Annotated in this window: 14 protein-coding genes and 1 tRNA gene; 9 read left to right on the top strand and 6 right to left on the bottom strand. The window is 51.4% G+C overall.

The window, feature by feature from the left end; genetic code table 11:
• Positions 1-99 precede the first annotated feature (99 nt).
• Both murA and NE473_RS23460 read left to right on the top strand, forming a co-directional pair.
• Positions 100-1,392 (top strand): UDP-N-acetylglucosamine 1-carboxyvinyltransferase, encoded by a 1,293-nt coding sequence (murA, locus tag NE473_RS23465; RefSeq protein WP_002605048.1) that lies wholly within the window; start codon positions 100-102, stop codon positions 1,390-1,392.
• A gap of 157 nt (positions 1,393-1,549) precedes the next feature.
• A tRNA-Ala gene (locus NE473_RS23460) sits at positions 1,550-1,622 on the top strand.
• A gap of 97 nt (positions 1,623-1,719) precedes the next feature.
• On the opposite strand, the gene NE473_RS23455 is transcribed toward NE473_RS23460, so the two are convergent.
• The 4 genes from NE473_RS23455 to NE473_RS23440 form a co-directional block, all read right to left on the bottom strand.
• A complete protein-coding gene (locus NE473_RS23455) occupies positions 1,720-2,115 on the bottom strand; it encodes a hypothetical protein (RefSeq protein ID WP_242866271.1) in 396 nt (131 codons plus the stop codon).
• A 10-nt stretch (positions 2,116-2,125) separates the two neighbouring features.
• Positions 2,126-3,523, bottom strand: coding sequence for a glucose-6-phosphate dehydrogenase (gene zwf, locus NE473_RS23450; protein WP_055652354.1), 1,398 nt, complete (start codon positions 3,521-3,523; stop codon positions 2,126-2,128).
• A complete protein-coding gene (gnd, locus tag NE473_RS23445) occupies positions 3,513-4,964 on the bottom strand; it encodes an NADP-dependent phosphogluconate dehydrogenase (RefSeq protein ID WP_055652355.1) in 1,452 nt (483 codons plus the stop codon). The genes zwf and gnd overlap by 11 nt, the downstream gene beginning before the upstream one ends.
• A gap of 62 nt (positions 4,965-5,026) precedes the next feature.
• Positions 5,027-6,022, bottom strand: a complete 996-nt coding sequence (locus tag NE473_RS23440) for a lactonase family protein (RefSeq protein ID WP_055652356.1) — start codon at positions 6,020-6,022, stop codon at positions 5,027-5,029.
• Between the two features lie 168 nt (positions 6,023-6,190).
• On the opposite strand from NE473_RS23440, the gene NE473_RS23435 reads away from it, so the two are divergent.
• From NE473_RS23435 to NE473_RS23420, 4 genes are all read left to right on the top strand, one after another.
• Entirely contained in the window at positions 6,191-6,862 is a 672-nt protein-coding gene (locus tag NE473_RS23435; protein ID WP_172682316.1) for an ABC transporter permease, read from the top strand.
• A gap of 154 nt (positions 6,863-7,016) precedes the next feature.
• The gene (locus NE473_RS23430; RefSeq protein WP_055652359.1) at positions 7,017-7,883 is read left to right on the top strand and encodes a glycine betaine ABC transporter substrate-binding protein; all 867 of its coding nucleotides are present in this window, start codon (positions 7,017-7,019) and stop codon (positions 7,881-7,883) included.
• A 15-nt stretch (positions 7,884-7,898) separates the two neighbouring features.
• Entirely contained in the window at positions 7,899-8,672 is a 774-nt protein-coding gene (locus NE473_RS23425; RefSeq protein WP_022030552.1) for an ABC transporter ATP-binding protein, read from the top strand.
• Positions 8,665-9,273: an ABC transporter permease gene (locus tag NE473_RS23420; protein WP_006773619.1), complete on the top strand. Its 609-nt coding sequence runs from the start codon at positions 8,665-8,667 to the stop codon at positions 9,271-9,273. Before NE473_RS23425 ends, NE473_RS23420 begins: the two co-directional genes overlap by 8 nt.
• Before the next feature lie 18 nt (positions 9,274-9,291).
• On the opposite strand, the gene NE473_RS23415 is transcribed toward NE473_RS23420, so the two are convergent.
• Positions 9,292-10,776 (bottom strand): arylsulfatase, encoded by a 1,485-nt coding sequence (locus NE473_RS23415; protein WP_055652360.1) that lies wholly within the window; start codon positions 10,774-10,776, stop codon positions 9,292-9,294.
• Between the two features lie 52 nt (positions 10,777-10,828).
• Positions 10,829-11,752 (bottom strand): AraC family transcriptional regulator, encoded by a 924-nt coding sequence (locus NE473_RS23410; RefSeq protein WP_055652358.1) that lies wholly within the window; start codon positions 11,750-11,752, stop codon positions 10,829-10,831.
• 183 nt (positions 11,753-11,935) lie between these two features.
• Here NE473_RS23410 and NE473_RS23405 point away from each other — a divergent pair, with 183 nt between their 5' ends.
• Genes NE473_RS23405 through galE form a run of 3 tightly spaced genes read left to right on the top strand, consistent with a single transcriptional unit; the run spans position 11,936 to position 15,008 of the window.
• A complete protein-coding gene (locus tag NE473_RS23405; RefSeq protein WP_039891627.1) occupies positions 11,936-12,865 on the top strand; it encodes a nucleotidyltransferase family protein in 930 nt (309 codons plus the stop codon).
• Entirely contained in the window at positions 12,865-13,971 is a 1,107-nt protein-coding gene (locus NE473_RS23400) for a phosphotransferase enzyme family protein (RefSeq protein WP_022030548.1), read from the top strand. Before NE473_RS23405 ends, NE473_RS23400 begins: the two co-directional genes overlap by 1 nt.
• Before the next feature lie 20 nt (positions 13,972-13,991).
• Entirely contained in the window at positions 13,992-15,008 is a 1,017-nt protein-coding gene (galE, locus tag NE473_RS23395; RefSeq protein WP_006773614.1) for a UDP-glucose 4-epimerase GalE, read from the top strand.
• Positions 15,009-15,170: the final 162 nt, after the last annotated feature.

The raw sequence follows: 15,170 nt of genomic DNA, 5'->3' as shown, positions 1-15,170 counted from the left end.
TTCTCTTTACAAATCCGCAGGATATGTTATAATCATTAAAGACGCAAAAGAAAAACTTAATAATTTTGTAATAGATTAGATCATAATCAGAGGTGTGGAATGGAACAATATATTATGAAAGGCGGCAATCCGCTGGCCGGAGAAGTAACCATCGGCGGAGCCAAGAATGCCGCCCTGGGTATTCTTGCTGCTTCCATCATGACAGACGAAGACGTAGTGATAGAGAATCTTCCTGACGTCAGGGATATCAATGTATTACTGGAAGCCATCGAGGAAATCGGAGCTGATGTTGAGCGTATTGACAGACATACCGTCCGTATTAATGGGAAGTATATCCACGAAGTTTCCGTGGATGACGAATATATCCGTAAGATCAGAGCCTCTTATTATTTTATCGGGGCAATGCTGGGAAAATATAAGAGCGCCCAGGTACCGCTTCCGGGCGGCTGCAATATCGGCAGCAGACCGATTGACCAGCATTTAAAGGGCTTTCGTGCGTTGGGCGCGGAAGTGAAGATTGAGCGCGGCGCAGTGATTGCGCATGCCATCGATCTGGTTGCCAGCCATATTTATCTGGATGTGGTCTCAGTTGGTGCGACGATTAATATTATGATGGCGGCAACGCTGGCGGAAGGACAGACTATTTTAGAAAATGTGGCCAAGGAGCCTCATGTCGTCGATGTAGCGAACTTCTTAAACAGCATGGGCGCCAATATCAAGGGAGCCGGTACGGATACGATTCGTATTAAAGGTGTCAGAAAGCTTCATGGAACGGAATATTCCATTATTCCGGATCAGATTGAGGCGGGGACTTTTATGTGCGCGGCGGCGATTACCCGCGGCGACGTTACAGTAAAGAATGTAATACCGAAGCATTTGGAGGCTATTTCCGCCAAGCTTCTTGAGATGGGCTGTGAAGTGGTAGAATTCGACGACGCGGTTCGTGTGGTAGGAAAGACGCTTCAGAGACATACCGATATCAAGACACTGCCATATCCGGGATTTCCGACCGATATGCAGCCGCAGATGACGGTGACCCTTGCTCTTGCAGAGGGAGCCAGTGTCGTAACCGAAAGTATCTTTGAAAATCGTTTCCGCTATGTAGACGAGCTGTCCCGTATGGGCGGCAACGTCAAAGTAGAAGGCAATGTGGCCGTGATCGACGGCGTAAAGAAGCTTACCGGTGCATCTGTAAACGCGCCTGACCTGCGCGCCGGAGCCGCTCTCGTGATTGCGGGGCTGGCGGCAGAGGGATATACGATCGTGGAAGAGATCGGATATATTCAGCGTGGTTATGAGTGTTTTGAAGAGAAGCTTCAGGGGCTGGGAGCGATGATTGAGAAAGTGGATTCCGAAAAAGATGCGAAGAAATTCAAGCTGAAGGTCGGATGAGTGATTGAAAAAAGCAGTAAGGGAAAAAGGGAGGAGCGCTGTGTTGAAAAGAGATATCTGATTTTCAATACGGCGGCTCTTTGTTATGAATGAATATAAAATCGTACAGAAACAGGATTGCAAATTTTGGATAATCGTGCTATACTGTGCAAGGTAAGGGGCATTAGCGCAGCTGGGAGCGCGTTCGCTTCGCATGTGAAAGGTCGTGGGTTCGAATCCCATATGCTCCACGGTAAAGGTCTGAGTTTTTCAGACCTTTTTTCTTTTTGTACAGAAAGTTTATGCAGGCAGAACCCCATGTAACAGTGAGCACTGCTGTCAGCCTCTTCACCTGTTTTCCAGGACTCTGACCCCGTCCGCTCCGCCGATTATCAGCTTTTCGCAGAAATCCGGAAACAGTCCGGTTTCGACAACGCCGGTTAAGGACTTCAGCAATGCCGATTTTTCCCTGTAATCCATGGACGAATCACCGGCCGGCGCGGTATCGGTTGAGAGCAGAGGGAGGTTAAGCTGACTGGCAAGACTCCGGGTTTGTTCTGAGGTTGGCAGGACGTGAATGGTAAGTCCTTCTTTTACCAGCCTGGCGATTTCCTGTATCAGATAATATACGGTTGTACCGGTCCCCAGGCCTGCGACCATGCCGTCACGCAGTTCACCCGCGGCCATAACGGCCGCGGCTTTTTTCTGTTCTTTTATCTGTTTGTCTTTTGTATCTGGCATCATGAGTTCCTCCTTATTCCAGCCAGTGGTGGCCAAAGGTATTTAAGAGTGTTTCCGCCTCTCTGGGGCCCCTGGTGCCGGGAAGGTAGGGATAAAGCGGCAGGTTCCGGGAGGCCGCCAGCTGTTTCAGCTGTTTGATGTAATTCCAGCTGATCTCGACCTGGTCCCATTGGGAGAACCAGGAGCGTTCGCCTTCGATACAGGCGGTGAGAAGCCGTTCGTAGGCCTCCGGTGTGTTGACCTGATTTTCTAATATACAGTTCTGGCAAAAGTCCATACTGGCGGTAATCACTTCCTCGGAGTCGCCGGGCCGTTTGATATTGAACCGGAGATAGATGCCTTCTGTCGGCTGGATCTTGATCAGAAGAATATCGGGCTCTGTCTCCGCATCGGGGCGGCGGAAGATAACCGCCACCTCGGTTTCACGGAGACCAGTCTTTTTGCCGGTGCGGATATAGAACGGCGTCCCGCTCCAGCGCTCATTGTCGATAAAGAGCCGCATACAGGCGTAAGTTTCCGTGACGGATTCCGGTGAGACCAGAGGTTCCTTTCGGTAGCCGTCGTACTGTCCCAGGACGAGAGACTGTTCGATATCCTCCGGCGATACCGGTCTCAATGCTTTTAAGACCTCCAGCTGCCGGGCGTGCATTTCCTCACCTGTGAAAGCTTCGGGCCGCTCCATTGCCAGAATGGACAGGATTTGAAACAGATGATTCTGAACCATGTCTTTGAGCGCGCCGCTGGCGTCATAATAACCGCCCCGGGTCTCTACCCCCACATCTTCCAGTGCGGAGATTTCCACTGCCTCGATCGTTTTCCCATTCCATGCGTTTGCAAATACAGGGTTGGAAAAACGGATTGTCTGAATATTTCTTATCATTTCTTTGCCGAGATAGTGGTCAATGCGGTAAATGTTGTCCGGCCCAAAGCAGGATTCCAGCTGCCGGTTTAACTCTCTCGCTGAGGCCAGCGTTTCCCCAAAGGGCTTTTCAATGATGATCTTCCCGTCTGTTAACCCGGTGATCGTTTTAAGGCCTGCCGCGATGACGGAGAAAAAGCGGGGGGCGACGGCAAAATAGAAGATGTGGGATGCCGCCTGCATGGCCTCATAGGCCTGTCCCAGCCCTTCATAGGCGGATCTGTCTGAAAAATCCATCCGGTAATACTCCAGATGGGCGGCAAAATCCTCCAGCAGCTCCTCAGAATAGGGGAGGCGGGAAAATTTGCGGATCCAGTCCCGGGCCTGGGAAATATAGGCGGCGGTATCGTAATCGCGGCGTCCGATGATAAGAATTTTGCTGTGGACAGGCAGTTTTCTCGTCCGGCTCATGGTATACAGCGCCGGAAGCAGCTTGCGGAAGGTCAAGTCGCCGGTTCCGCCGAAGATGGTAATGCAGACGTCATAATTCATGGCCGGCCCTCCATTCATGATGGAAGATACCTTTCCTGTCGGTGCGTTCAAAGGTATGTGCCCCGAAAAGGTCGCGCTGTGCCTGGATCAGGTTGGCTCCGGCCGCCTTTGTGCGGAAGCTGTCGAGATAGGATACGGCATTGAAGAGGGCGGGAACAGGCAGGCCGGAGGAGACGGCCAGACCCGCTGTCATTCTTAAATTCTCCTGATACCGGTTGATGCGGGATAAGAAGAAATCGTCAAAGATCAGACTCTCCAGATCCGGCGCCTTTAAAAAGGCCCTGGTGATATCATTTAAAAATTCAGCCTGTATGATGCAGCCGGCACGGAAGATGGAGGCGATGCTGCCGAGGTCTAAATTCCAGCCAAAACGGCGGGAGGCATCCTGCAACAGGGAGAATCCCTGGGCGTAGGCGATGATTTTACCGATGTAAAGTGCTTCACGCACCATTTCTGTGAAAGCCTGCTTATCCCCGGCAGCCGTGATGACAGGGGCTGCGATAAGGGAGGAGGCTTTTTGCCGCCGCTCCAGATGGTTTGACATGATGCGGGCGTTGCAGGCGGCGGTGATCATGGAGATATCCACACCCTGTCTTAAAGCCTCGATGCTGGCCCAGCGGCCGGTACCCTTCTGACCTGCGCTGTCGAGAATATGATCGATTAAATCTCCGTCAGCCATGTCGTCGGCTTCGAGGAAGATGTCAGCGGTAATGCCGATGAGATAGCTGTGCAGCTCTCCCTCATTCCAGGTACGGTAGATCTCCGCCAGTTCCCGGTTGGTGAAGCCGCCGGCATATTTGAGCAGAAGGTAAGATTCTGCGATCAGCTGCATATCGGCGTACTCAATGCCGTTATGGACCATTTTCACGTAATGCCCGGCGCCGTCAGGACCGATATAGGCACAGCAGGGGGTGTTGTCAGCTTTTGCGGCAATGGTTTGAAAGATCTGGCCCACAGCTTCGTAAGCCTCACGGGAGCCGCCCGGCATGATGGAAGGACCGAACCTTGCACCTTCCTCACCTCCGGAAATGCCGACGCCTAGGTAGTGCAGTCCCTTTTCTTTCAGCAGCCCGGCCCGGCGGTTCGTGTCTCCGAAATAGGAGTTGCCTCCATCCATGATAAAATCGCCTTCCTCTAAAAGTGGGATCAGCTGGTCAATCACAGCGTCTACAGGAGCACCGGCCTGAATCATTACCATGATTTTCCTGGGCTTTCGCAGAGCGGATACCAGTTCCGGGAGACTGAAAAATGGTGTCAGATTAGGATGCGGGTATTCTTCCATGACCTTCTGTGTGACTTTAGGGCTGCGGTTATAACCGGCCACCCGGAAGCCGTGATCGGCCATGTTCAGAGCCAGGCTGCGTCCCATGACGGATAAACCGATCAGGCCGATATCCAAAAGCTCATGTTCCGGTGTTGTTCTCTTTAAATTTTCATTCATAGGGGTACGTCCTTTCTTTTATGAGGTTCTTCATTTATGAGGTTCTTTTTGCTTTTTTGCTTTCAAAGGGTATGGGGCCCGTCAAGGACCACCGCTACGGCTTCGGGAGCAGCGATTCTGGAGCACAGCCCGGTAATCATACCGGTGCCGGGATTTATCCGGAAGCTCGCCAGTCCGCCTTCATAGCGGTTGGCTGCGAGCAGAAATCGGCCGTCGCCGGTGAGTATGAAATCTCTGGGATGGGAGCCGCCGCTTTCCGTCTGCTGGATCTTTACAGCTTGAAAGCCATCTAACTGGTAAACCGTGATGAGATCTGCAAAACGGGTTGACAGATAGAGAAAGCGTTCATCAGGGGATAACCGGACAGCTGCTGAGGCAGCGGCCGGAGACCAGACTCTGCCCTCCGGAAGAATCTTTTGTACGCTTCTTAATGTAAATTGCGGTCCGGTTCCGGCCTCATACAGGAATAGTTCATTGGAGAGCTCGCTGACGAGGAAAAAGCGCCTGTGAGCCTGGTCAAAGACTCCGTGTCTTGGCCCGGTCCCCTGTGGGAATGTGATGGAACCTGCCGGGGCAAAATCACGGTCCATATCGAACAGCAGGATCTGGTCGCGGAGAAGGCAGGGAACCATCATGATGCGCCCGTGAAACAGAATCTGGTGACAGCCCGCCTGATATCCGGTCTCAATGCGTTTGCTAAGAGAGATGGCGTGGGCTTCCTTCCGGTAAATAAGGATACTTCCCTCATGGTAATTTGCCGTGTAGATAAATGTGTCATCCTGAATGACGTAACAGGCGCTTTTCGTCTCCTCAAATAATTCACCTGCCAGAAGCGGGCGCTCTCCTGTAGTGTCAATCAGGCAGACGCCTGCTCTCCCCTCTTTGACCAGCGGGGATGCAAGCAGCCCATGGGAGAGGGATAAGTATTTGGAATCGGGTGCTGTATAATACAATTCCGGTTCGGTTATGATACCGGTATCAGAATCAAACTGAAAACGGTAGATACCGGCACTTTGTTCAGAGAAATATGTTCCGAGATAACCATTTTGTACTTGCAAACTTTTGCCTCCTGACGTATAATGAGATATGTAATAAAAAAAGTTACAGTTTCTTAACTGTTATTATAATGATTACAGTTAAGAATGTCAATGGTTTTTCCTATAATTTCTATAGGAAAGGAGGGGATTAATACGATATCATTAATTTGGGAGTATTTCGGCAGCCATATGGACGACTATCTCACCGTACTCCGGGAGCACGTGGCGATCAGTCTGATGGCGCTGGCCATATCCGTGATTCTGGGAATATCCGCAGGATATGTCTGCGTCCGGTCTCCCAGGCTGGAAAAATGGCTGACAGGTACGTTCCAGACGCTGCGTATCGTTCCAAGCCTGGCGATTCTGATTCTGCTCATTCCGTTTCTGGGGACGGGAGTGAAGCCGGCCCTGGTCGCACTGGTATTGCTGGCAATTCCGCCGATCCTGCTCAATACAGTTACAGGGTTGACGGAAGTACCGGATTTTATGCTGGAAACGGCGAGCGGGCTTGGGATGACAGAAAAACAGGTGATGTACCGCGTGAAGTTTCCGATGGCATTTCCACTCATTATGACTGGTGTAAAGACCGCCATGATTGAGATCGTGGCCAGCGCTGCTCTTGCAGCCAAGATCGGAGCCGGCGGGCTCGGAGGCCTGATCTTTACCGGGCTGGGATTAAACCGCCTGGATTTACTCCTGGTGGGGGGAATCTCTGTGGCACTGCTGTCTCTTGTATCAGGAGCGATTCTGGACGGGATCGAGAAAATGATGACTCCATATCTTCAGACTGCACCGAAACGAAGAATCAGGGGGAGGAGAAAGGCCGGGAGACTTCAGACAGAAGGAAAACAGCGGGGATAATGCCGCATCAGGGATGGCAGAAACAAAAAAGAAAGAGAGAATTTTTATGAAAAAACAGGATGGAATAAAAGCATACGATGGATTAAAAAAACAGGACAGAATAAAAAGAAGTAGTGGATTAAAACGACACAGCAGTATAAAAACAGCGGCAGCCATGGCACTCACCGCCGTGATGGCGGCAAGCCTGACCGCGTGCGGGGCTTCCTCTTCCGGGAAGGACGCCATCCGGGTGGGCTCCAAAGACTTTACCGAGAGTCTGGTCGTTTCGGAAATCTACGCGCTGGCCCTTCAGGATGCCGGATATAAGGTGGAAAGAAAACAGGACATTGCGGGATCAGTCGTTCACACCTCTCTGATTAACAACGAGATCGATCTGTATCCGGAGTATACGGGAACCGGCCTGCTTTCGATTCTGCAGATGGACATGATAACGGATCCGGAAGAAGTATACCGGACTGTTAAGGATGAATATGAAAAGCGTTTCCAGGTGACATGGCTGGATTATTCGAAAGCCAACGACGGACAGGGACTGGTGATCCGGACGGATGTGGCAGAACAGCTGGGAATCCGTACCATTTCTGATTTGCAGAAGCATGCCAAAGAGCTGCGCTTCGCCTCCCAGGGAGAATTTGACGCGAGGGAGGATGGTCTTCCGGCACTGGAACAGAAGTACGGAGCCTTCGACTGGAAATCCAGCCGTGTCTATGACGGCGGATTAAAGTATGAAGTGCTTTCTAACGGAGAAGCTGATGTGGCGCCAGCGTATACGACAGAAGGTCAGCTGGCACAGAAGGACAAGTACATGCTTCTGGAGGACGACAAACAGGTGTGGCCGCCTTATAATCTGGCTCCGGTGGTTCGTGACGATGTACTCGAAAAGAATCCGGGGATTGCAGATATTCTGAATAAGATCAGCGCGTCTCTGGACACGGATACGGTTACCGCGTTAAACGCGGAGGTCGACGTGGACAAGCGGGAATACGAGGAAGTCGCCCGGGAATATTACGATTCACTAAACTAAGGAGAGGAGGGACTCATGTCTCAGACTGCCATTGAATTTCAGAATGTAACGAAAAAATTTAATAATGCTGCCCTCCCTTCGGTCGACCGGGTCAGTCTGACCATTGAGGAAGGCGAGTTTATCACGATTCTCGGCTCATCGGGAAGCGGAAAAACCACTCTGCTGAAGATGGTGAACCGCTTATATGAGCCGACAGAGGGAAAGATTTTTCTGTTTGGCGAGGATATATCTACGGTGGATGTAGTCAAAGTACGCAGACGAATCGGTTACGTTATCCAGCAGATCGGTCTTTTTCCCCACATGACCATAGCAGATAACATCTCCGTTGTTCCCAAACTGCTTAACTGGGACAAAAAGCAGACGGATGAGCGGGTGGACGAGCTGTTAAATCTGGTGGGACTTCTGCCGGAGGAATTTAAGCGCCGGTATCCCTCCCAGCTCTCCGGAGGTCAGCAGCAGCGGGTGGGGCTGGCGCGGGCGCTGGCAGTAAATCCGAAGATTATGCTTCTGGACGAACCGTTTGGAGCGATCGATGCGATAACCCGCATGAAGCTGCAGGATGAACTCCTTCGAATCCACGGTGGGCTTAAGAAGACCTTCCTGTTTGTGACTCACGATATCAATGAGGCATTTAAACTGGGAAGCCGCGTGATTGTGATGAATGAGGGAACGGTCAGGCAGTTCGATACTCCCGCCCGTATCGTGAAGAATCCGGCGGATGATTTTGTGGCCTCCCTGATCCGTTCGGCCAGGGAGCAGGAAGAATTCTGGAGGATGACCATTGATTGAATATGCGCTTAAATATCCCGAAAAACTGTATGGGGCGCTGGGACAGCATCTAATGCTGGTTGCTGTTACGCTGGTGCTCTCCCTGATTCTGGCAGCCGCGCTGACGGTCTGCGCCATGTATTTTAAGACGGTGTCGAATGGTCTGATCCATCTGTTTTCCGTCATCTATTCCATACCAAGCCTGGCCATGTTCGCCATGCTGATTCCCGTCACAGGGCTGGGAACGAAAACGGCATTGATTGTACTTACCCTTTATAACCAGTACCTGCTTCTGCGCAATTTTACGGCAGGGCTAAACGGAGTCGATTCCTCTGTCATTGAAGCGGCCGCGGGGATGGGGATGACGACGATGCAGATCCTGTTAAAGATCCGCCTGCCTCTGGCAAAGCGGTCCGTCTTTACCGGAATCCGCCTTGCCATCGTCTCGACGACAGGTATCGCCACAATCGCGGCCACCATCAACGCCGGCGGTCTGGGCACAATTCTTTTTGACGGCCTGCGGACGCTGAATGTAGTAAAAATACTCTGGGGAACCGTGCTGTCGGCCGGACTGGCGATTGTGCTGAACGCCGGACTGGAGCGGGTTGAGAGGAGACTTTAATGCGAGAGCGCCTGCGGGTCAGATGGTTCCAAACACGGACTGAAGCAGTACCGTGGTCTCCCTCCCTGTGATCAGTCTCTGACCATCGGAATAACCTTCCTCCCGCTCCTTCAGCTCCTCGATCAGCAATCCCCGCAGCAGCCCGATCCGTTCCTGATACTGCGTATCGGCGATGCCGTTGTGCAGTTCCCGCCGGTCTTCGTCGAGATTAAAATACTGCTCCCGGCCTGTCTGCGAGTACCACACGTATTTATCGTGTTCCGTGACAATGAAATGATTGGAATTGACTCCCGCCTCGTGTTCTCCGTGAAGCCATTGCCGGATCACGGGGAGCGTTCCGTCGGGATCCGGGATCATACTTTTTCCGTCCACGGTCTCTGGTATGGGAGCACCGGCTGCGTCGAGAAGGGTCGGCATCACATCCTGGAGCTCCACCACACTGTGGCATACGGTGCCCGGAGCCGCATGGATCAGCCTCTCAGGGCCGGAAAGGAGCATGGGTATGCGGCAGCTTCCCTCATAAGGCCTGGACTTACGGAACAAATGGTGGTCGCACAGCTCCTCGCCGTGATCTGAAGTGAACAGGATGATGGTGTTGTCCATCAGCTTATACTCCACCAGTGCCTGAATCAGACGTCCGATCTGGTGATCTAAATGTGTAATGCAGGCATAGTAACCAATCTGGGCCTGGCGGATCAGTTCCGGGTCCACAGGGCCGGTCGCGGAATCATAGATTCTTCCCAGACGCTGGTAATCCCCTGTAAAATCTTCATCTTCCCAGTCCCCCACTGCCGGCGGCGTCAGCTGTTTATCCCGATACAGATCGAAATAATACTGCGGTGCATCGAACGGCGGGTGCGGCCTTAAGTAGGAGGCCATCAGGAAAAATGGCTTCGACGTGTCACGTCGCCTTAGAAAATCGATGGAGCGCGTGCTGACCCAGTTGGTCGGATGGTATTTCTCTTCGTAAATCCAGGGTCTGGAGACCCAGGAATTGCATTCCATGCCAGTGTCCGTCACATCCGCATCGGCTCCCAGCTCCTGTTTCAGCCAGTAGAAATAGTCATCCGCCTGCTTCTGGGACTCTTCCCAGGTAGCTGCCGGATCACGGTAGGCGTGGAGATAACCGTCGTGAAGCTCTATATTGTGGAACCCCATTAAATTGCGGAGGGGATGCACGTGCATTTTCCCCACACACTGGGTATAATAGCCGGCGGCTGCCAGTTCACCGGCCATGGTATGGGGATAATTCCAGTTTACCATATCCTGGTATCCCACACGGCCGTGGTGCTCCTGTCTCATGCCGGTATGCAGTGCGGCCCGGGCCGGAACACAGCTGGGGCACGCGGAATAGGCGTGATCAAACAGGATTCCTTTTGCAGCGATGGAATCGAGATAGGGCGTCTTGACATCGGGATGTCCGGCGATGCCCAGACAATCCCCCCGCATCTGGTCGGTCATGATGAGGACAATGTTAGGTGGTAATTCTCTGTTCTGTGACATAATAACTCCTTTCTGACGTAAAGCAAATATTCTGTATTTCTCAATCTTTCTGTCAGCCTTCTTCTTTCCTGTTTCCAAATGTACTGTACTCTGACAGGCGCCGAATGGAGGTGGCATACTCGGAAGGCGTCATCCCCGTCAGCTTCTTAAACTGTCTGGAAAAGTAGTGTACCGAGGTATAGCCCAGCCGGTCCGATATTTCGGTGAAATTTAAGTGATTGTCTCGAATCAGCTGTTTGGCTGTGTCAATCTTCATGGAAGAAAAATAGTCGATCACCCCGCACCCATGCGCTTCCCGAAAGATTTTCTGGAGCTGGGAACGCCCTGTCAGCGTATCGCGGCAGATGGTGTCAAGGGAGAGCCGCTCTCCGATGTGTTCCTCCATGTAGCGGATGATCCGGTTGTAGGCATCGCTCTTAATGTGCACCTCCGGCTGCCGCCTGGTTTTAAACTGCCCGGGATTTTCGAAGTATCTTCGGTAGAGATGAATGATCAGTTCTTCCAAGTAGTTGGCGATCATCTGTTCAGCTCCGAATGCAAGGGGAGAAGGATTCCGTACCAGTTCTTCCTGATATGGGTCGTCCATCCGACCGGAAAACGCATTGCGGGCTTCTATGATAATTCTCGCCAGCAGTTCCCGTTCTGTCTCCGATACAGTGAGTATCTTCCTTTCAAACGCCTTCATGCAGGGGGAATGGCACTCAAATCCGATGACCACCAGATTCGGCGCCACTTCGCCGTTGGTAATAATGTTATGAAATTCTCCCGGTTGATGGAAAATAATATTCCCGCGTTTTAAAGGAATCCGTTTCTCACCGGCCACAACGTCAATCACTCCCTTGTCCACACAGACGAATTCCCAGAAATCGTGACTCTCTCCCGGAAATGAGAAATCGCTCATGTATTCAAAATAGTGTATGGAAATAACTCTGTGTACAACGGCACTGGGCCGAAGCACCGTGCTCTTGTATTCCATGACTGCCTCCCTTCGTGAAAAGACCTCGTTAAGTGTTTACAGTATATCACATTCTGTGGTAAAATAGTGAAATGTGTACGATAATGCAAATAAAATAACAGATAGTGCAAATATATTTTGCTGGATATTCACTATACTGGAGTTAGTAAGAAGTGTATGAAATTCTCGAAGGAGGCAGTTGCGATGAGTAAGAAACCAGTTCTGGTAATTATGGCAGCAGGGATGGGGAGCCGTTACGGCGGTCTGAAGCAGATCGACCCGGTGGACCCATATGGTAACAAGATCATTGACTTTTCTATTTACGATGCGGTGGAAGCAGGATTTGAGAAGGTGGTATTTATTATAAAGAAAGCCATCGAACAGGAGTTTAAGGAGCAGATCGGAGACCGCATGGCAAAATACGTGCAGGTGGAATACGTGTTCCAGGAACTCGATAAGCTTCCTGAGGGCTACAGCGTACCGGAAGGCCGTGTGAAGCCATGGGGAACGGCTCATGCGATCCTGTGCTGCAAAGATGTGGTAGACGGACCGTTTGCGGTAATCAATGCCGACGATTACTACGGCAAGAGCGCCTTTCAATCCATTTACGATCAGCTGGTTGCATATTCTGACAATGAAAAGTATCAGTACACGATGGTTGGATATAAGCTTTATAATACCCTGACAGAGAATGGCCATGTGGCGCGCGGCGTCTGCACGACGGACGAGAACAGCCGCCTGGTGGACATCCATGAGAGGACGAGAATCGAAAAACACGGCGACATCGCAGAATTTACGGAGGACGACGGTGCTACATGGACGGAGCTTCCTGAGGAGACGATCGTATCCATGAACATGTGGGGCTTCACAGCCAGCGTGTTAAAGGAGATCGACGCCAGATTCGCCGCCTTCTTAGACCGGGAACTGCCGAAAAATCCGATCAAATGCGAGTATTTTCTGCCCTTCGTGGTAGATGAACTGTTAAAAGAGGGAAAAGCAGACGTGACGGTGCTTAAGAGCATCGACCGCTGGTATGGAGTTACCTATAAAGAAGATAAGGAAACGGTAGTGAACGCCATAAAAGGACTGAAGGAAGCCGGATTCTATCCGGAAAAATTATGGGAGGAAGCGTAATGGGAGACGCACAGTGTGGTAAGATCAGAGAGGCAATCGGCCTCTTAAGCTTTGAGGGGGAGCCTGTTTCCTGGGAACGTTACGGAAGCGGCCATATTAATGATACGTTTCGGCTGGTATGCAGAGACGGGGAGAAGGAAAATCTATACATACTCCAGAGAATTAACCATGAGATCTTTACGGACCCGGTGTCTCTGATGCGGAATATCGCCGGCGTCACCTCCTTCCTGCGTGAGAAAATCACTGCCCAGGGCGGAGATCCGTACCGCGAGACGTTAAACATCGTTAAGGCAAGGGATGGCAGGGATTACGTACAGGACAGCGACGGAAATTACTGGAGAGGTTACTTATTCATCTCCGGAGCCACCTGTTTTGACAAGGTGCGCAATCCGGATGACTTTTACCAGAGCGGCAAGGCCTTTGGCCATTTTCAGCGCCAGTTAGCCGAATATCCGGCGGAGGAGCTTACTGAGACGATCGTAAACTTCCATAATACACCGGTCCGTCTGGAGACATTTAAGAAGGCGGTGGAAGAGGACGTGTGCGGACGCGCTCATCTGGTGCAGGAAGAGATTCAGTTTGTCATGGACCGCGCCGATGAGGCAGGAGCTGCCATGAATATGCTGAAGGAGGGGACGCTTCCTCTGCGCGTCACCCATAACGATACGAAATTAAATAATATTATGATCGACGACATTACGGGAGAGGCTCTCTGTATCATCGATCTGGACACCATTATGCCGGGGCTGTCCATTTTCGATTTCGGTGATTCCATCCGGTTCGGAGCCAATACAGCCGACGAGGATGAGCCGGATGTAAGTCTTGTGTCCCTTTCCCTTCCGTTGTTTGAGATATATACAAAGGGATTCTTAGAAGGCTGCCAGGGCAGCTTAACCCAGGCGGAGCGCGATATGCTTCCGATGGGTGCCAAGCTTATGACCTTTGAATGCGGCGTGCGCTTCCTGACGGATTTCCTGCAGGGAGATACGTATTTCCGCATCAGCCGTGAGAACCATAACCTGGACAGAACCAGAACCCAGTTTGCCCTTGTTGCAGACATGGAGAAGAAATGGGCCGATATGGAAGCGATTGTGCGTAAATATTAAGGATAGCAGGAGGAAAGTAAATGAGAATTTTAGTGACCGGAGGCGCCGGATATATCGGAAGCCATACATGTGTGGAACTGTTGAATCAGGGACAGGAAGTCGTTGTTGTCGATAATTTATGCAATTCTTCGGAGGAATCCTTAAACAGGGTAAAACAGATTACAGGAAAAGACGTGACCTTCTATAAGGCGGATTTACTGGACAAAGACGCCATGGAAGAGATCTTCAGCAAAGAGACGATAGACGCGGTCATTCATTTCGCCGGCTTAAAGGCGGTTGGGGAATCCGTGGCAAAGCCGTTGGAATACTATCATAACAATATTACCGGCACGCTTGTCCTGTGTGACGTGATGAGAAACCATGGCGTGAAAAAGATCATTTTCAGCTCTTCCGCCACCGTGTATGGAGATCCGGCATTCGTTCCGATTACTGAGGACTGCCCGAAGGGAGCGATTACCAATCCTTACGGCCAGACGAAGAGCATGCTGGAGCAGATTCTGACCGATTTACATACTGCAGACCCGGAATGGAGCGTGATCTTACTCCGTTACTTCAATCCGGTGGGAGCTCATAAGAGCGGCCTGATCGGAGAAGATCCGGCGGGCATTCCGAATAACTTAACGCCATACATCACTCAGGTTGCCGTAGGCAAACTGAAAGAAGTGGGCGTATTCGGCAATGACTACGATACGCCGGATGGCACGGGCGTCCGTGACTACATTCACGTTGTGGATCTGGCCATCGGTCACGTAAAGGCAGTAGATAAACTGGCTCAGTCGGAGCCGGATGTACGTATCTATAATCTGGGAACCGGCAAGGGATTCAGTGTGCTTCAGATGATCGAAGCATTCTCGAAAGCCTGCGGAAAGCAGATTCCATATGTAATCAAACCACGGAGGCCGGGCGATATCGCCGAGTGCTACGCGGATGCGGCGCTTGCAAAGAAAGAACTGGGATGGGAAGCAGAAAGAGGAATTGACGAGATGTGCGAAGATTCCTGGAGATGGCAGTCCAATAATCCAAACGGATACAGATAAGTTTAATCCCGGGAAGAAGAACTTCTTCCCGGGATTTTGTTGGTGCGCCCGGCGGCGCACGTTTCTAACCGGTGCAAGTCCGGAATCCGCCCGGTGGTGGGAAGGATATAGCCGAAGGCAAGGGTGTCCATCGTGAGGTGGAATCTGAAGGAAGCTGGATAT

Origin of the sequence: Hungatella sp. SL.1.14 (genome assembly GCF_024460495.1) — a bacterium.
In the GTDB taxonomy this organism is placed as follows: Bacteria; Bacillota; Clostridia; order Lachnospirales; family Lachnospiraceae; genus Hungatella; species Hungatella hathewayi.
Note: the sequence above shows the minus strand (reverse complement) of the source record. Positions and strands in the feature narration are given on the sequence as shown.